General features: G+C 66.8%; 16 protein-coding genes. 11 read left to right on the forward strand and 5 right to left on the reverse strand.

Features of this window, described 5'->3' with window-relative positions; genetic code table 11:
- Nucleotides 1-46: 46 nt before the first annotated feature.
- The 6 genes from hemB to DL238_RS03095 all read left to right on the forward strand — a co-directional run bounded on the left by hemB (nt 47) and on the right by DL238_RS03095 (nt 5,417).
- Complete coding sequence (gene hemB, locus DL238_RS03070) at nt 47-1,042, forward strand: porphobilinogen synthase (RefSeq protein WP_115490911.1); 996 nt, start codon at nt 47-49, stop codon at nt 1,040-1,042.
- On the forward strand, nt 1,035-1,592 hold the full coding sequence (locus DL238_RS03075) for a GNAT family N-acetyltransferase (RefSeq protein ID WP_115490912.1): 558 nt from the start codon (nt 1,035-1,037) through the stop codon (nt 1,590-1,592). Before hemB ends, DL238_RS03075 begins: the two co-directional genes overlap by 8 nt.
- Nucleotides 1,585-2,154, forward strand: coding sequence for a GNAT family N-acetyltransferase (locus DL238_RS03080; RefSeq protein ID WP_115490913.1), 570 nt, complete (start codon nt 1,585-1,587; stop codon nt 2,152-2,154). The genes DL238_RS03075 and DL238_RS03080 overlap by 8 nt, the downstream gene beginning before the upstream one ends.
- Nucleotides 2,151-4,361, forward strand: coding sequence for a fused MFS/spermidine synthase (locus DL238_RS03085; RefSeq protein ID WP_115490914.1), 2,211 nt, complete (start codon nt 2,151-2,153; stop codon nt 4,359-4,361). Before DL238_RS03080 ends, DL238_RS03085 begins: the two co-directional genes overlap by 4 nt.
- Nucleotides 4,361-4,948, forward strand: coding sequence for a gamma carbonic anhydrase family protein (locus tag DL238_RS03090; RefSeq protein WP_115490915.1), 588 nt, complete (start codon nt 4,361-4,363; stop codon nt 4,946-4,948). Before DL238_RS03085 ends, DL238_RS03090 begins: the two co-directional genes overlap by 1 nt.
- A gap of 190 nt (nt 4,949-5,138) precedes the next feature.
- Complete coding sequence (locus tag DL238_RS03095; protein WP_115490916.1) at nt 5,139-5,417, forward strand: DUF167 domain-containing protein; 279 nt, start codon at nt 5,139-5,141, stop codon at nt 5,415-5,417.
- A 6-nt stretch (nt 5,418-5,423) separates the two neighbouring features.
- On the opposite strand, the gene DL238_RS03100 is transcribed toward DL238_RS03095, so the two are convergent.
- Together DL238_RS03100 and DL238_RS03105 are read right to left on the reverse strand one after the other, a co-directional pair.
- Entirely contained in the window at nt 5,424-6,068 is a 645-nt protein-coding gene (locus tag DL238_RS03100; RefSeq protein WP_115490917.1) for a YoaK family protein, read from the reverse strand.
- Nucleotides 6,069-6,181: 113 nt separating this feature from the next.
- Nucleotides 6,182-7,786 (reverse strand): cisplatin damage response ATP-dependent DNA ligase, encoded by a 1,605-nt coding sequence (locus DL238_RS03105; protein WP_115490918.1) that lies wholly within the window; start codon nt 7,784-7,786, stop codon nt 6,182-6,184.
- 89 nt (nt 7,787-7,875) lie between these two features.
- Between DL238_RS03105 and DL238_RS03110 the strand changes: the two genes are divergently transcribed.
- Nucleotides 7,876-8,175: a hypothetical protein gene (locus DL238_RS03110; protein ID WP_115490919.1), complete on the forward strand. Its 300-nt coding sequence runs from the start codon at nt 7,876-7,878 to the stop codon at nt 8,173-8,175.
- A gap of 38 nt (nt 8,176-8,213) precedes the next feature.
- Here the strand turns inward: DL238_RS03110 and DL238_RS03115 are convergent, their stop codons facing one another.
- The 3 genes from DL238_RS03115 to DL238_RS03125 form a co-directional block, all read right to left on the reverse strand.
- The gene (locus DL238_RS03115) at nt 8,214-9,248 is read right to left on the reverse strand and encodes a ligase-associated DNA damage response exonuclease (protein WP_115490920.1); all 1,035 of its coding nucleotides are present in this window, start codon (nt 9,246-9,248) and stop codon (nt 8,214-8,216) included.
- 38 nt (nt 9,249-9,286) lie between these two features.
- Complete coding sequence (clpA, locus tag DL238_RS03120) at nt 9,287-11,656, reverse strand: ATP-dependent Clp protease ATP-binding subunit ClpA (protein ID WP_115490921.1); 2,370 nt, start codon at nt 11,654-11,656, stop codon at nt 9,287-9,289.
- Nucleotides 11,657-11,811: 155 nt separating this feature from the next.
- Nucleotides 11,812-12,018: a DUF1192 domain-containing protein gene (locus DL238_RS03125; RefSeq protein WP_115490922.1), complete on the reverse strand. Its 207-nt coding sequence runs from the start codon at nt 12,016-12,018 to the stop codon at nt 11,812-11,814.
- A gap of 106 nt (nt 12,019-12,124) precedes the next feature.
- Here DL238_RS03125 and DL238_RS03130 point away from each other — a divergent pair, with 106 nt between their 5' ends.
- From DL238_RS03130 to DL238_RS03145, 4 genes are all read left to right on the forward strand, one after another.
- A complete protein-coding gene (locus DL238_RS03130; RefSeq protein WP_234030937.1) occupies nt 12,125-13,138 on the forward strand; it encodes an NAD(P)H-quinone oxidoreductase in 1,014 nt (337 codons plus the stop codon).
- A gap of 151 nt (nt 13,139-13,289) precedes the next feature.
- Nucleotides 13,290-14,231, forward strand: a complete 942-nt coding sequence (locus DL238_RS03135) for a UDP-2,3-diacylglucosamine diphosphatase (protein ID WP_234030938.1) — start codon at nt 13,290-13,292, stop codon at nt 14,229-14,231.
- Nucleotides 14,231-15,304: a glycosyltransferase family 4 protein gene (locus DL238_RS03140; protein ID WP_115490923.1), complete on the forward strand. Its 1,074-nt coding sequence runs from the start codon at nt 14,231-14,233 to the stop codon at nt 15,302-15,304. Before DL238_RS03135 ends, DL238_RS03140 begins: the two co-directional genes overlap by 1 nt.
- Nucleotides 15,305-15,482: 178 nt before the next feature.
- Nucleotides 15,483-16,253 carry a DUF1013 domain-containing protein gene (locus DL238_RS03145; protein WP_115490924.1) on the forward strand — a complete coding sequence of 257 codons (771 nt, stop codon included), beginning with the start codon at nt 15,483-15,485 and terminating at the stop codon, nt 16,251-16,253.
- The last annotated feature ends 35 nt before the right edge of the window (nt 16,254-16,288 follow it).

Genomic DNA, 16,288 nt, shown 5'->3' on the forward strand with positions numbered 1-16,288 from the left:
GGGTGAACCTTGCAGGCGGAGCAGGCTTGGGCCACACCGCACACCCATGACAGCAGCTTTCCCCGCAACCCGCTTGCGCCGTACCCGCACCCACGAGTGGAGCCGCCGTCTCCACCGCCAGACGGTGCTTTCGCCCGCCGACCTGATCTGGCCGCTGTTCGTGATCGATGGCGAGGGCGTGGAACAGCCGGTCGCCAGCCTGCCCGGCGTCAGCCGCTGGTCGGTCGACCTGCTGCTCGACCGCGTCGGCGAAGCGAGCGAGCTGGGCATCCCGTGCGTTGCGCTGTTTCCGAACACGCCCGCCGGGCTGCGCAGCGAAGCGGCGGAAGAGGCGTGGAATCCGGACAACCTGATCTGCCAGGCGGTCCGCGCGATCCGCGACCGCTACGGCGATTCGATCGGCGTGATCTGCGACGTCGCGCTCGACCCCTATACCAGCCACGGGCAGGACGGCCTGCTCGACGAACACGGCTATGTCGCCAACGATGCCACGCTGGAGGCGCTGGTGAAGCAGTCGCTCAACCAGGTTGCGGCAGGCACGGACATCGTCGCCCCGTCGGACATGATGGACGGGCGCGTGGGTGCGATCCGCCAGGCGCTGGAAGACGCCGGGCACGCCAATATCCAGATCATGAGCTACGCCGCCAAATACGCCTCCGCCTTCTACGGCCCGTTCCGCGACGCGGTGGGATCGGGTGACCGCCTGAAGGGCGACAAGCGCACCTACCAGCTCGACGCGGGCAATAGCGACGAGGCGATGCGCGAGATCGCGCTCGACATCGCGGAAGGTGCGGACAGCGTGATGGTGAAGCCGGGCCTCGCCTATCTCGACATCATCCGCATGGCGCGCGATCGCTTCGACGTGCCGGTGTTCGCCTATCAGGTCAGCGGCGAATATGCGCTGATCGAAGCGGGTGTCGCCGCCAACGTGGGCGACCGCGAAGCGCTGGTGATGGAGAAACTGACCGCGTTCAAGCGCGCGGGCTGCGCCGGGGTTCTGACCTACTATGCACCCTTCGCCGCCCGCATCCTCAATGGCTGATTTTCACCGCGAGACCGCTCGCCTGACCCTGCGCGACTGGCGCGAGGAAGACTGGCCGCGTTTCTGGGAAGCGACCAACACGCCCGCCGTCATGCGCTGGCTGGGCGGGGTGTGCGATGCGGAGAAGCGCGCGGGCGCGCAGGACCGCCTGCTGTCCTACGAGCGCGACCATGGCCACACCTTCTGGGCGGTGGAGCGCAAGGAAGACGGTGCGATCCTCGGCTTTTGCGGGCTCAAGCGCTGCAACCAGGCGGGCGGCCCGGTCGGCACGATGGAGGTCGGCTGGCGGCTGCGCGAGGATGCGTGGGGGCAGGGCTATGCGAAAGAGGCGGCGTCCGCCTCGCTCGACCTCGCGTTCGAGCGTTTCGAGGCCGACGAGGTCGTGGCGCTGACGGTGGCGCGCAACGATGCCAGCTGGGGCCTGATGAAGCGGCTGGGCATGCGCCGGCGCGAAGATCTCGACTTCGCCAATGCCGATTTCGACCCCGAGGACCCGACGATCATCGTCTATTCGATCGCGGCGGAAGAATGGGAACGGGCGCGTGGCTGAGTGGCTGCTCGAGACCGAACGCCTGCGGCTGCGCCCGATTCGGCCCGGCGATGCGGAGCTGCAGATCCGCCACCTCAATTCGGTGGAGGCGACGCGGCACCTGGGCGGCCCCGCGACGCTGGAGCTGATCGAGGAGAAGCACGCGAAGTCGATGGCGTTCCACGCGCGCGAAGGCTTCGGCTGGATGCTGGTGTTCGAGCGTGAGAGTGGCGAGCCGGTCGGCCATTGCGGCCTGAAGCGCGTCGACAGCGAGGGGGCGAAGAACCCCGGCGATGTCGAGATCGGCTGGATGATCCGGCAGGACCGCTGGCGCCGCGGATATGCCAGCGAAGCGGTGCGCGCGGTGCTGCGGTGGGCATTCGTCGACCATCGCGTGCCGCAGGTGGTCGCGCTGACCTCATACGCCAACGAACCGAGCTGGCGGCTGATGGAGCGGCTGGGGATGGAACGACGCCCGGACCTCGATTTCGAAGACCCGCGCTTTTCGCCGGAAGACAACCCCACCATCCTCTACGCGCTCGGCCGAGAAGGCTGGGACGCGGGCGAAAGCGACGCGACATGAGTGGCCTGAAGCCTTTCCGCGTGCTGTTCGTCGGCACGATCCTGCTGAGCAGTTTCCTGCTGTTCCTCGTCCAGCCGCTGGTCGCGCGGCTTGCATTGCCGCAGCTGGGCGGTGCGCCCAATGTCTGGAACAGCGCGATGCTGGTCTATCAGGCGCTGCTGCTGGGCGGCTATGCCTATGCCCACGCGATTTCGCGCCTGGCGATCCGGCGGCAGGCGGTGATCCACCTCGCGCTGCTGCTAGTGGCGCTGATCTTCCTGCCGATCGCGCTGGCGGACGTGCCACGGCCCAGCGGTTACGAGGTCTTCTGGGTTCCGCTGCTGCTGCTTGCCACCATCGGCCCGCTGTTCTTCCTCGTGTCCGCGCAGGCCCCGCTGATCCAGCGCTGGTACGCCGCGGACGAGGCGACGGGCGATCCCTACTGGCTCTACGCCGCGTCCAATGTCGGCAGCTTTGCCGGATTGCTGAGCTATCCGCTGCTGCTCGAACCCAATCTGCCGCTCGCCGGGCAAAGCGCGTTCTGGGCGGCGGGCTACGTGATCCTGATCGCGTGCATGGCCGCGCTGGCGTGGACCCGGTGGAACGCCGCCGACATGCCTGTCGAGGATCCGGCGGCGCAAGAAGGCGAGGCGATCGGCTGGCGGCGCATCCTCTTCTGGCTTGCGCTGGCGGCGGTGCCCTCTGGCCTGATGCTCTCCACCACGACGCATCTCACGACCGACATCGTCGCGATGCCGCTGCTGTGGGTGCTGCCGCTGGGCCTCTACCTCCTCAGCTTCGTGTTCGCGTTCAACGAACGCAGTTCGCTTGGCTTCGCGCTTGCCCGGACCGCGCCCACGATCCTGCTGCTCGCGGGTTCGATGGCGATGGTGAGCCGCGGGGCGGACGGCGTTTCGATCGCGCTGGCGGCGGTGCTGATGCTGTTCGTGGTTGCGACCGCGCTCCACCGGCGGCTCTATGCCGACCGGCCGAGCCCGGCCAGGCTCACGCTGTTCTACCTCGTGATGAGTGCGGGCGGCGCGCTGGGCGGGCTCTTCGCCGCCATCGTCGCGCCGCTGGTGTTCGACTGGGTGTGGGAGCACCCGCTGCTGGTCCTCGCCGCCGGGGCGCTGCTGCCGCAGGTCCCGCTGATCGGGTGGATGGACCGGCTGGGGCTGGAGCCGCGCGCGCGGCTGCTTGCGCGGCTGGTACTGGTCGCGGGCGCGCTTGCGCTGGGCCTGTGGATGCATGCCGCAGTCGCCGCGCAGCAGAGCCTCACCGTCCACGCGCTGCTGATCGCGATCGCCGCGCTGGGGGTGCTCGCGCTCGGCAATCGCTGGGCCTTCCTCGCGATCCTTCTCATCCTGATGCTCGCGCGCGGCGGGTGGGAGACGCTGGAAGACAGTGCCGCGGGTATTCGCGAGCGCAGCTATTTCGGCGTCTACACCGTGCGCCAGTACGACGATCCGCCCACGCGCGCGCTGCTTCACGGCACGACCCTCCACGGGCGGCAGTTCATGGACCCGGCGCGCCGCAACGCGCCGACCACCTATTACGGGCCGACCTCGGGCGTGGGCCTCGCGCTGAGCGCCGCCGGGGAGATCTACGGCGAGGGCGCGGATGTGGGCCTGATCGGGCTCGGTACCGGCACGCTCGCCTGCTATCGCGAGCCGGGGCAGGACTACACCTTCTACGAGATCGACCCGATGGTGGTCGAATATACGCGCGACGGCGTGTTCACCTTCGTCGACGATTGCGCGCCGCAGGCCGAGATCCGGCTGGGCGACGCGCGGATCGAACTCGAGGCCGAGCCTGCGCAGCAATACGACGTCCTCGCCGTCGATGCCTTCAGCTCGGACGCGATCCCGCTCCACCTGCTGACGCGCGAGGCGATGCACGCCTATGGCCGCGCGCTGAAGCCCGACGGGCTGATGCTGATCCACATCTCCAACCGCTATGTCGACCTCAGGCCGGTGCTCGCCGCGCACGCGCTGGAGAATGGCTGGATCGCCCTGATGCGCGACGATGCCAGCGACACCGAGAGCGGGGTTAGCGCGAGCTTCTGGGTCGCCATATCGAGTGACGCGCTGCCGATGGCCAAGCTGCTCCAGTCGAACACGCAGGCCGACTGGATCGAGCTGGGCGACCCGGTGGCCGAGCCGTGGACCGACGACTATGCCTCGATCCTGCCCTACCTCGACTGGGGCGCGATACTGGGAGAGAGATGATGACCGAGACGACACAAGACAGGCCGCCCCAAACCAGAGCGGGCGTCCGGCTGATCGCGATCCACGGCAAGGCGCCGCAGATCCACGAGAGCGCGTTCATCGCGCCGGGCAGCGTGATCGTAGGCGACGTCACCATCGGGGCGGGCAGTTCGATCTGGTACAATTGCGTGCTGCGCGCCGATGTCAGCCGCATCGTGATCGGCGAGCGGACCAATGTGCAGGACGGCAGCGTGCTCCATTGCGACGGGCCCTCGCCGCAATATCCCGACGGCTGTCCGCTGCTGATCGGCGACGACGTCCTGATCGGCCACATGGCGATGGTCCACGGCTGCCGGATCGAGGATCGCGGCTTCGTCGGTCTCGGCGCGATCGCGATGAACAACGCGGTCATCGCGAGCGATGCGATGCTGGCGGCGGGTGCGATGCTGACCGAGAACAAGGTGATGGGCGAACGCGAGCTGTGGGGCGGGCGGCCTGCACGCAAGATGCGTGATCTCGACGACGCGGCGGTGGCCGGAATGCAGCTGGGCGTCGCGCATTACGCCGAGAATGCGAAGCACCACGCGGCGGCGGTTAAGGCCGAGTAGGGTTTCTGACACACCTGACACAGTGTCCAGGGGTCGAAATTCAACCGATCGAATGGCCGCGAACAATCGATTGCGCCGATCAATACGGAATTGGACAAGCGGACGATGCGAAAGAGCGCCGACCTTATGCCACGATCGCTCGCCTGTAGGACAGCAGTCCGAAGCGCGGCACTGTCCCGCGCGGGCACCGATGACGCGCCCTGCCGCTGACCTCCCCGATGCCACAGCGCTGCGCGCGCTGATCAGTGGGGAAGAGCTGCGCGTGCGAGTGACGCCGGGCGCGCGCACCGAATCGGTCTCGATCATCGACAGCGCAGTGCAGGTGAAGGTGCGCGCGAAGCCGCAGGACGGTGCTGCCAATACGGCGGTCGAGGTGCTGGTGGCGAAGGCGCTGGGCATTCCGAAGTCGCGTTGCGCGGTGTTGCGCGGCGCAACTTCGCGCGAGAAGGTGCTGGCCGTTACGCTGTAGGGCTCATCATCCTGGCACGCGCGCGCGCATGCGGGTCGCCGCGAAGCACAGGGTACCCGCGCCGCCCGCCGCAATCCACAGCGAGGCCGTGCCCCAGTTCATGCCGACCAGTGCACCGCAGACCGCGCCTGTCAGCAGGCTGGCCCAGAGCCCTGCGAAGGCGAGCGGGTTCGCGCTGCGATCCCCGCCGATGCGTTCGGCCAGCAATTGCCCCGTGCGCACCAGCGCACCGGTCATATAGGTCAGCCCCACCGGATTGGCGCGATTGGCGCTCATCACGATGTTTAGCGCGCCCATCGCGATCACCAGCAGGCCGAGCGAGATTTCCGACTGATCGGCAAGCCTCGCAAGCGCCGCGCACACCAGGCAGGCGGTCACCATCGCAGTCACCACCACCTTGCGCCGCGCCGCCCACCTGTCCCCCACCAGCGTGCCGAGGGTCACGCCGATGACGAAGCCCGCGATAAGCAGCGCGGGCACCGCCACGCGTTGCATCCCGCCTGCCAGATCGCGCGCGAGCAGCGTGGTGTTGCCGGTCATGAACGAGACGAAATAGCCGTCGAGCTGAAGGAAGCCGGTGATGTCGACGAAGCCCGCCAGGCCCGCCACGGCAAAGGCGAAACGGCGCTGGCCCGGAGTGAAGCGTTGCATGGGGACGTCGCTACACCCCCGGTGCGCCGGATTGAAGGTGCGACATGGCGCGGCCTACCCGCCCATTTCACCAGTGACGTCATGCATGGCGATTGAGCCGCGACGTCGTGACGTCAATCCCTCACCAGCGCCTGCAATGCCGCGATCCGGTCGGCCTCGTGCGGGGGCTTGTCCCAGCGGATGCGGTGGATGCGCGGGAAGCGCATGGCGAGGCCGCTCTTGTGCCGGTTCGACGAGTGCACGCTGTCGAACGCGACTTCGAACACCAGGCTCTTGTCGGTCTCGCGCACGGGGCCGAAGCGGTTGACGGTGTTCTGGCGCACATGGCGGTCGAGCTTCTTGAGCTCGGCATCGGTGAAGCCCGAATAGGCCTTGCCCACCGGCAGCAGGTCTGCGCCTGCATCGGGGTCGCCATCCCAGCAGCCGAAAGTGTAATCCGAATAGAAACTCGAACGCTTGCCGCTGCCGCGCTGGGCATACATCAGCACGCAGTCGATCAGCAGCGGATCGCGCTTCCACTTGTACCACAGGCCCGTGCGGCGGCCGGGCACGTAAGGGCTGTCGCGTCGCTTGAGCATCAACCCCTCGATCGCGTCGTCGCGTGCGCCTTCGCGGATCTCGGCCAGATGTTCGAAATCGCGCGCCTCGACGATTTGCGAGAGGTCGAAGCGGTCGCCGGGCAGCCGCGCCATCAGTTCCTCCAGCGCCGCGCGCCGCTCGTGCCACGGCCGCTCGCGCAGGTTCTCGCCGTTGAGCGAGAGGACGTCGTAGACGCGCACGAAAGCGGGGCTCTCGGCGAGCATCTTCTTGCTCACCGTCTTGCGCCCCAGCCGCTGTTGCAGCGCGTTGAAGCTCGCCGCGCCGCCCGCTTCGCCGCCCTGCGTGGTCCCCTGTACGAGCAATTCGCCATCGAGGATCGCGGGAAAGTTCAGCGCGGGCAGCATCTCGGGGAAGCTGTGCGAGATATCGTCGCCGCCGCGCGAATAGAGGCGTGTCTCGCCGCCACCCTCGGGGCCGGCATGGACAAGCTGCACGCGGATCCCGTCCCACTTCCACTCGGCGACATAGTCGTCGAGGCTGACGACGAGGTCTTCGAGCGGGTGGGCGAGCATGAAGGGCTTGAACAGCGGGATATCCGCCATGTCGGGCGGGTCCGCGCCTTCGGCGGCCCAGGCGAACAGTTCGGGGTAGGGCGGTTTGAGCCCATGCCAGTATTCCTCGACGTCCTCCACGGAGACACCGAAGGCCTCGGCAAAGGCGACCTTGGCCAGCCGCGCCGAGATGCCGATCCGCATCGCGCCGGTGGCGAGCTTGAGCAGCGCGTAGCGGCCCGACACGTCGAGCCGGTCGAGCAGCGCGGGCAGTTCGGTCACGACCGACTTGCGCGTCATGCCCTGCAGCAGATCGACCGTCTCGCTCACCGTCGGTGGGGAGGGCGCGTCGTCGGGCTGAGGCCAGAGCAGGCTGGCGGTCTCTGCCGTGTCGCCCACGAAATCGCGGCTGAGCGACCACAGAACCGGGTCGACGCGTTCTTTCAGCAGGTTGCGGATGGTGGAGGATTTGACCGCGGGAAAATCGAGCCCGTCGGAGAGCGCGGCCAGCGCCCAGCCGCGGTCGGGATCGGGCGTGCGCTGCAGGTATTCGCCGATCAGCCGCAGCTTCTCATTCCGGCTACGGGTATAGACGAGCGCGTCGATCAGGGCGGCGAAGTCTTCCATCACGCAAAAACTCTTGCTTCCGGACGGCGGCGTGCGATGCTCGGCCAGGGGCGTGCCGCGCGCGCCCGTGTTTCACCGGAGAGAATGCCATGAAGACCGCGCTGCTTGCCCTGCCGCTGCTGCTTGTTGCGGCCCCGACCCTCGCCATGGATGATCATGCTACCGAAGCTTCCGCCGATGCCCTCTCGCTCGATACGCCGATCGAGACGCTGATGGCCGACGAGGACGCCCGCGAAGTCGTCCTCGCCGAAATCCCCGGCCTCGACGAACACGAGCATTACATGCATTTCAAGAGCATGAGCCTCGCGGCGATCCAGCCGATGTCGGGCGGAATGATCACCGACGAGATGCTGGCGAACATCGCGGCGGGCCTCGCCGAACTCGACTAGCGTCTTGCAGGGGGCGGGGGCCGGATGATGCAATCCGGTCACTCGTCCTCGTCCTCGTAACCGACCATCGCGAGCGCGCGGGCGCGGCGCTGGTGCAGCTGGCACCAGCGCAGCAGCGCTTCCTCGCGGCCATGCGTGATCCACGTCTCCTGCGCGTCGATCTCTTGGATCGTGTCGGTCAGCTCACCCCAGTCGCAATGGTCGGAGATTATCAGCGGCAGCTCGACATTGCGCTGGCGGGCGCGCTGGCGCACCCGCATCCAGCCTGACGCCATGGCGGTGATCGGATCGGGCAGGCGGCGGCTCCAGCGGTCGTTGAGCGCCGAGGGGGGCGAGACGACGATCTGCCCCCGCATCTCGTCCTTCGAATGATCGGCGACCAGCCGCAGCTCGCCCAGATCGACGCCGTGCTCCTCGTACAAGCGGCACATCTTCTCCATCGCGCCGTGGAGATAGATCGGGTCGGTATGGCCCGCGCGGCGCAGCTCGGCGATCACGCGCTGCGCCTTGCCCAGCGCATAGGCACCCACGAGCACGCAGGAATCGGGATGCGCCGCAAGCCGGTCGAGCAGCTTGGCGATCTCGCCTTCGATCGGCGGATGGCTGAAGACGGGCAGGCCGAAGGTCGCCTCGGTGATGAAGATGTCGCAGGCGACCAGCTCGAACGCAGGGCAGGTCGGGTCGGGCCGCCGCTTGTAGTCCCCGGTGACCACGATCCGCTCGCCCGCATGTTCGAGCAGGATTTGCGCACTGCCGAGCACGTGGCCCGCGGGGATATAGGTCGCATCGACGCCGCCCTTCAGACGGACCGTCTCGCCATACTGCACGGCCTGCGCCCGGTGGGGGATTTCGCCCGCATCGTCCTCAGCCCCGGTGCGATAGCGCAGCTCCATGATCGCGAGCGTTTCGGGTGTGGCCCAGGTCGTGCCGTGCCCGCCGCGCGCATGATCCGCATGGCCGTGGGTGACGAGCGCGGTATCGACGGGTCGCGAGGGATCGACCCAGGCATCGGCGGGCACCACGTGGATGCCGTGCGGATGTGGCTGGATCCAGGAGAAGGGCGCGGCGGGCATGGGCGATCAACCGCCCGCCGCCACGCCCCGTTCCCGTCCTAGCTTTCGGAAGCGTCGTCCGCGTCTGCCGCGCCTTCGCCTGCCTTGCTCTCGGCCGCCTTTGTCTTCGGAGTGGCCTTCTTGCGCTTGCTCGCCTTGGGCGGGGCGGGCGTGAGCTCGAAATGCGGCTTGCCGTCCTTCACCGTCACATTGACCTCGCCGCCGTCGGCCAGCTTGCCGAACAGCAGTTCCTCGGCCAGCGGCTGCTTGATCTTTTCCTGGATCAGGCGGCCCATCGGGCGCGCGCCGTACAGCCGGTCGTAACCCTTGTCGCCGAGCCATTTCTTGGCGGCATCGTCGAACTGGATGTCGACGTTCTGATCGGCCAGCTGGAGCTCGAGCTGGATGATGAACTTGTCGACCACCCGCGCGATGGTGTTCTTGCCGAGGTAGCCGAAGGGCACGATCGCATCGAGGCGGTTGCGGAATTCGGGGGTGAACATGCGTTTCACCGCCTCTTCGCTCGCATCCTCGCGGCTGACGTCGCCAAAGCCGATACCCTGGCTCGCCATGTCCGCCGCACCCGCATTGGTGGTCATGATCAGCACCACGTTGCGGAAATCGACCGTCTTGCCGTGGTGGTCGGTCAGGCGGCCATTATCCATCACCTGCAGCAGGATGTTGAACAGGTCGGGGTGCGCCTTCTCGATCTCGTCGAGCAGAAGCACGCTGTGCGGGTTCTGGTCGACCGCGTCGGTCAGCAGGCCGCCCTGATCGTAGCCGACATAGCCCGGAGGCGCGCCGATCAGGCGCGAAACGCTGTGCCGCTCCATATATTCGGACATGTCGAAGCGCTTGAGCTCGATCCCCATGATGCTGGCGAGCTGGCGGGCGACCTCGGTCTTGCCGACGCCGGTCGGGCCGGAGAACAGGAACGAACCGATCGGCTTGTCCGGATCGCGAAGCCCTGCACGGCTCAGCTTCATCGCGGTCGAGAGTTTCCTCACCGCCGGGTCCTGTCCGAAGACGACTTGCTTCAGGTCGCGTTCGAGGTTTTCGAGCGCGGTCTTGTCGTCCTTGCTCACCGATTTCGGAGGGATGCGCGCCATCGTCGCGATCACCGCCTCGATCTCGCGCGCGGTGATCTTCTTGCGCCGCTTGCTGGGCGGCACGAGCATCTGCATCGCGCCGACCTCGTCGACCACGTCGATCGCCTTGTCGGGCAGCTTGCGGTCGTTGATGTAGCGCGCGCTCAGCTCCACCGCGGTCTTGAGGGCATCGGCGGTGTAGGTCACCTTGTGATGCTTCTCGAACGCGCTCTTGAGGCCCTTGAGGATCTTCACCGTATCCTCGATCGTCGGTTCGTTGACGTCGATCTTCTGAAACCGGCGCAGCAGTGCGCGGTCCTTTTCGAAGTGGTTGCGGAATTCCTTGTAGGTGGTCGACCCGATGCAGCGGATCGCGCCGCTGGAAAGCGCGGGCTTTAGGAGGTTCGAGGCATCCATCGCCCCGCCGCTGGTCGCGCCGGCGCCGATCACGGTGTGGATCTCGTCGATGAACAAAATCGCATGCGGCATCTTCTCGAGCTCGGAGACGACCTGCTTGAGCCGTTCCTCGAAATCGCCGCGATAGCGCGTGCCCGCCAGCAGCGCGCCCATGTCGAGCGAATAGATCACCGCTTCCTCGAGCACTTCGGGCACGTCGCCTTCGACGATCTTGCGCGCCAGACCCTCCGCAATCGCGGTCTTCCCGACGCCAGGATCGCCGACGTAGAGCGGGTTGTTCTTCGACCGGCGGCACAGGATCTGTACCGTGCGATCCACTTCGGGCCCGCGGCCGATCAGCGGGTCGATCTTGCCGCCTTCCGCCTTGGTGTTGAGATTGACCGTGAACTGGTCGAGCGCGGTTTCCTTCTTGTTCTTGGTGTCTTCCTTTTCCTCGGCAGCCTCGTCCTCGGCCCCGCGCGGCGATCGCGGCTCGACCGCCTGGCCGCCCTTGCCGATGCCGTGGCTGATGAAGCTGACCGCATCCAGCCGGCTCATGTCCTGCTGCTGGAGGAAATAGACCGCGTAGGAATCGCGTTCGGAGAACAGCGCGACGAGCACGTTGGCGCCCGTCACCGTGTCCTTGCCCGAGGACTGCACGTGCAGGATCGCGCGCTGGACCACACGCTGGAAACCGGCGGTCGGCTGCGGTTCGCCCGCCTCGTCGGCCTGGAGCGACTGGTATTCCTGGTCGAGATAGGTGCGGACCACGTCCGCCAGTTCGGCGAGATCGACCCCGCATGCGCCCATCACTTCCGCCGCGTCGTCGTCCGCGATCAGCGCGAGCAGCAAATGCTCGAGCGTGGCGTATTCGTGGCGCCGTTCGCGTGCCCCGTCGAGCGCGGCGTGGAGGGTCTTTTCGAGATTCTGGGCGAAGCTAGGCATCAGGTATCCTGCAGGGTTTGGCAGCCCGAAAGCGGGCTGCGGATCATCGCCGGGGGGAAACGCGAGGCAAGGCACGCGCTGTACGGCGAACGGGTCAGATATTGGTTGCGGACCGACGCATGTGAAGGGGGCGCTTGTGAAGGGCGCGCCACGGTTCAGTCCTGATTTTTCTTGGCGAACAGCGCTTCGGCGGCGCTGCGCTGCTGCGAATAGCGCAGGCGATGCTGCTCCACCCGCGCAATTTCGAGCTGCAGCATGCGGATTCGCTCGTCCAGTTCGAACTGCGACAGGCGCGAAAGATCGTCGGCAACCAGCAGGCTGGCGGCATCGCTTATGGGGCGGGGGCCGACGTCTTCTTCCATAACGCAGTCAGTGTCCTCCCGGCGGCGGTTGCTGTCAATCCATGGCGCAGCTAACGGGCGGGTTCGCAAAGGCTGCGATGCAACGAATGCGAATGGGGGGATAGTGATGACAGGGGTTCCCGAAACGATGCGCGCGATCGGCTTTGCCGAACCGGGTGGGCCCGAGGTCCTCTCGCTGGACGAGGGCGTGGCGGTGCCGCAGCCGGCCGCGGGCGAGGTCCTGCTCAAGGTCGCCTATGCCGGGGTCAACCGGCCCGACTGCATCCAGCGCGCCGGGCACTATCCCGCGCCTCCCGGTGCGTCGCCGATCCTCGGGCTGGAAGCCGCAGGCGAAATCGTGGCCGTTGGCGAGGGTGTGGACGAGGCGCGGGTGGGCACGCAGGTCTGTGCGCTGACACCCGGCGGTGCCTATGCCGAATATTGCGTCGTACCTGCCGGGCATGTGCTGCCGGTGCCCGATGCGCTGACGCTGGCCGAGGCGGCGGCGCTGCCCGAAACGATGTTCACCGTGTGGCACAACGTCTTCCAGCGCGGACTGGCGCGCGACGGGGAGACGCTGCTGGTCCATGGCGGTACCTCGGGCATCGGCACGATGGCGATCATGCTCGGCAAGGCTTTCGGCCTCACCACGATCGTGACGGCGGGCAGCGAGGAAAAATGCGACGCCGCCAGGACTGTGGGTGCGGACCATGCGATCGACTACAAGACGACCGATTTCGTCGAGGCGGTGGGGCTCATCACCGGGGGCGAAGGCGTCGACATGGTGCTCGACATGGTTTCGGGCGATTACGTCGCGCGCAATCTCAAGTGCCTCAAGCCCGAAGGGCGGCACGTGACCATCGCGGTGCTCGGCGGGATGAAGGCCGAGATCAACATGGCCATGGTCATGTCCAAGCGCCTGACGCTGACCGGATCGACGCTGCGTCCGCGCTCCGATGCGTTCAAGACCGCCCTGCGCGACGAGATCGAGCGCGAGGCATGGTCGCTGGTGGAGGAAGGCGCCGTCCGTCCGGTGATGGACGAGATCTTCGCCTTGGGCAATGCGGCCAAGGCGCATGCGCGGATGGAAAACGGCGACCATATCGGCAAGATCGTACTCGCGGTCGACGAGGATCTTTAAAGTAAAGCCGGTCAAGGCTGTGGCCGAAACTGTGGAAATTCACGGTATTGTCACGCGGCTGTGAGTCGCGTGTAACATTACGCACCTAAGTGTCGTCGAATATATCCCGAAAAGGATATGTCCATGGACGATCACGAGGCTGCTTGACGCAATGCTCGACTTACCTTCGCCCGACGGCCTGCCCACGGCAATTTCCGACCTCGCAGGCGAGTTCCACAATGTCTCCGCCTTCCCGCCGGTCGCGCCCTCGGTGCCCGAGCCAGAGGATGGCAAGCGCCGCCGCTATCGCACGATCTGGATCAGCGACGTGCACCTCGGCACCAAGGGCTGCAATGCCGAGATGCTGATCGATTTCCTCGACAGCACCGACAGCGAGACGATGTACCTCGTGGGCGACATCATCGACGGCTGGCGCCTGAAGAAGAAGTTCTACTGGCCCGCCGCACACAACGACATCGTGTGGCGGATCCTGAAACGCGCCAAGCGCGGCACGCGGATCGTCTACATCCCCGGCAACCACGACGAGGTCGTGCGGCCCTTCTGCGGGATGAATTTCGGCGATGTCGAAATCCGCCGCGCCGCGTTCCACACCACCGCCGACGGGCGCCGGCTGATGGTGCTGCACGGCGATGAATTCGATACGGTCATGCTCACCCACAGGTGGCTCGCTTTCGTCGGCGACACTGCTTATCATCTGATGATGGCGCTCAACGGCTGGGTCAACAAGGCCCGGCAGGCGCTGGGGATGCCCTACTGGTCGCTGTCGAAGGCGGCCAAGCACAAGGTGAAGAATGCGGTCGAGTTCATCTCGAAATACGAGGAAATCGTGGCCCGCGCAGCCGGAGAGCGCGGCGTCGACGGTGTCGTGTGCGGCCACATCCATACCGCCGAACACCGCATCTTCCAGCATAATGGCCGCGACATCGAATACTGGAACGACGGCGACTGGGTCGAAGGATGCAATGCGCTGGTCGAGCATTTCGACGGGCGGATGGAGGTGCTCGACTGGGCGGACGAGATCGCGGGGCGGACCGTCAGGGAAGCCGGGCCCGAGGACGACGAGCGCGAGCGCGCGGCCCGGGCGGTCGCCTGATGCTGCTGCTCGAACCGGGCGGGCTGGCTGAGTTGGTCGATACGCCGCCGAAATCGATCGCGATCGTCAGCGATGCCTGGCATCCGCAGATGAACGGCGTGGTTCGCACGCTGACGACCACCTGCAACATCCTGCGGGCGAGCGGCCACCGCGTCGATGTGATCACGCCCGATCAGTACCCCTCGGTCCCGTGCCCGACCTATCCCGAAATCCGCCTCGCGCTGACCCTGCCGGGCACGGTCGGGCGGCGGCTGTCCGAACTCCAGCCCGACGCGGTGCATATCGCCACCGAAGGCCCGTTGGGCCTGTCCGCAAGACGATATTGCCTCGCCAAGGCAGTGCCCTTCACCACCGCCTATCACACGCAGTTTCCCGACTATGTCTCGCGCCGCACCTATCTGCCGCCCGATGCCTTCTGGCCCTATATCCGCTGGTTCCACCGCCCCGCACAGCGCGTGATGGTCGCGACCGAGAGCATTCGAGAGGAGCTGCGCGCACAGGGCCTTACGCGGCTGCACCACTGGGGCCGCGGCGTCGATCTGGAGGTGTTCCGCCCCGATGTCGGCCCTTGTGCTGATTACGAGGGGCTCGAAGGTCCGATCCAGCTCTATGTCGGGCGGGTCGCGGTCGAGAAGAACATCGAAGCCTTTCTCAAGACCAGCCAGCCGGGCACCAAGGTAGTCGTGGGCGACGGGCCCGCCTTGTCGGACCTGCGGGCCCGCTACCCCGAGGCGAAGTTTCTCGGCAAGCGCGGCGGCGACGATCTGGCGCGCTGCTACGCCAATGCCGACGTGTTCGTTTTTCCGAGCAAGACCGACACCTTCGGCCTCGTGATGATCGAGGCGCTGGCCTGCGGCACGCCTGTCGCGGCCTACCCGGTGTCCGGCCCGCGCGACATCCTGACGCCCGAGGTGGGCGCGATGGCGGACGATCTCGACACCGCGATCGCCGCCGCGCAGGCGTGCGACCGCGAGACGTGCGCGGCATTCGGTCAGGAGTTCAGCTGGCACGCTGCCACCGCGCAGTTCCTCGCCGGGCTCGAGGAGTTCGACGGCGAGACCCTCACGCCTTGAGGGGGACGCCCTGAAGGGCTTCGCAAGGCGCCTTCTCGCACTCCATGACGGTGCCGCCTTGCCCGCAGGCCCTGCATAGACTATCTGATGCGACAAGCGGCCGCTCCGAAAGGGGCGGCCCTTGTCTTTTAAAGCCCCCGCGCCCGTGCCGGGAGGCGAGCTTTCAGGATGACCGACCATGGCCGACCAACCCACCCCGCTGATGCCGCATGCGACCGCCACCTGGCTGGTCGACAATACGGGGCTTAGCTTCGAGCAGATCTCGCAGTTCTGCGGACTCCACATCCTCGAAGTGCAGGCCATGGCGGACGATCTCGCGGGCAGCAAATACACGGGGCGCGACCCGGTCTATGCCGGCGAACTGACACAGCAGGAGATCGAGCGCGGCCAGGCCGACAGCAATTACAGCCTCAAGATGCAAAAGGCCCCGGCCGAGGTCACGCGGACCAAGGGCCCGCGCTACACGCCCGTGTCCAAGCGGCAGGACAAGCCCGATGGCATCGCGTGGATCCTGCGCAACCATCCCGAGATGTCCGACGCGCAGATTTCCAAGCTGATCGGCACCACCCGCAACACGATCGGCGCGATCCGCGACCGCACGCACTGGAACATCCAGAACATCCAGCCCAAGGACCCGGTGACGCTGGGTCTTTGCTCGCAGCGCGAACTCGACGCGGTGGTCAAGGCCGCCGCGAAGAAGGCGGGTATCGAAGATGCCGCCGCCGACCCGACCGTCGAGGCGAACGACAAGGCCAAGCTGATCGAGGAACTGCGTCGCGAACGCCAGGAAAGCGAGAAGGCCGCCGCCGAGGCCGCGCAGGAAGCCGAAGCCGCCGCATGGCTCGAAGCCAAGCGCGCGAGCGAGGAAGAGCAACTGGGCGGCGCCCCCGTCGACACTGGCACCGCTACCGATACCGATACCGAAGCCGAGCCGGGCGACCCCGCCTGAGGCTTCACCTCGCCGTGTGCGGCGGCGCATCCAGG

The sequence above is a fragment of the Alteriqipengyuania lutimaris genome (genome assembly GCF_003363135.1).
GTDB lineage: Bacteria > Pseudomonadota > Alphaproteobacteria > Sphingomonadales > Sphingomonadaceae > Alteriqipengyuania > Alteriqipengyuania lutimaris.

What these genes read in the sequence shown, in the direction of transcription:
- DL238_RS03110 (WP_115490919.1), top strand. Translation starts at nt 7,876, where the DNA reads ATGAAGACCGCGCTGCTTGCCCTGCCGCTGCTGCTTGTTGCGGCCCCG.
- DL238_RS03125 (WP_115490922.1), bottom strand. Translation starts at nt 12,018, where the DNA reads ATGGAAGAAGACGTCGGCCCCCGCCCCATAAGCGATGCCGCCAGCCTG.
- DL238_RS03100 (WP_115490917.1), bottom strand. Translation starts at nt 6,068, where the DNA reads ATGCAACGCTTCACTCCGGGCCAGCGCCGTTTCGCCTTTGCCGTGGCG.
- DL238_RS03105 (WP_115490918.1), bottom strand. Translation starts at nt 7,786, where the DNA reads ATGGAAGACTTCGCCGCCCTGATCGACGCGCTCGTCTATACCCGTAGC.
- DL238_RS03135 (WP_234030938.1), top strand. Translation starts at nt 13,290, where the DNA reads ATGCTCGACTTACCTTCGCCCGACGGCCTGCCCACGGCAATTTCCGAC.
- DL238_RS03130 (WP_234030937.1), top strand. Translation starts at nt 12,125, where the DNA reads ATGACAGGGGTTCCCGAAACGATGCGCGCGATCGGCTTTGCCGAACCG.
- DL238_RS03075 (WP_115490912.1), top strand. Translation starts at nt 1,035, where the DNA reads ATGGCTGATTTTCACCGCGAGACCGCTCGCCTGACCCTGCGCGACTGG.
- DL238_RS03145 (WP_115490924.1), top strand. Translation starts at nt 15,483, where the DNA reads ATGGCCGACCAACCCACCCCGCTGATGCCGCATGCGACCGCCACCTGG.
- hemB (WP_115490911.1), top strand. Translation starts at nt 47, where the DNA reads ATGACAGCAGCTTTCCCCGCAACCCGCTTGCGCCGTACCCGCACCCAC.
- DL238_RS03085 (WP_115490914.1), top strand. Translation starts at nt 2,151, where the DNA reads ATGAGTGGCCTGAAGCCTTTCCGCGTGCTGTTCGTCGGCACGATCCTG.
- clpA (WP_115490921.1), bottom strand. Translation starts at nt 11,656, where the DNA reads ATGCCTAGCTTCGCCCAGAATCTCGAAAAGACCCTCCACGCCGCGCTC.
- DL238_RS03140 (WP_115490923.1), top strand. Translation starts at nt 14,231, where the DNA reads ATGCTGCTGCTCGAACCGGGCGGGCTGGCTGAGTTGGTCGATACGCCG.
- DL238_RS03095 (WP_115490916.1), top strand. Translation starts at nt 5,139, where the DNA reads ATGACGCGCCCTGCCGCTGACCTCCCCGATGCCACAGCGCTGCGCGCG.
- DL238_RS03115 (WP_115490920.1), bottom strand. Translation starts at nt 9,248, where the DNA reads ATGCCCGCCGCGCCCTTCTCCTGGATCCAGCCACATCCGCACGGCATC.
- DL238_RS03090 (WP_115490915.1), top strand. Translation starts at nt 4,361, where the DNA reads ATGACCGAGACGACACAAGACAGGCCGCCCCAAACCAGAGCGGGCGTC.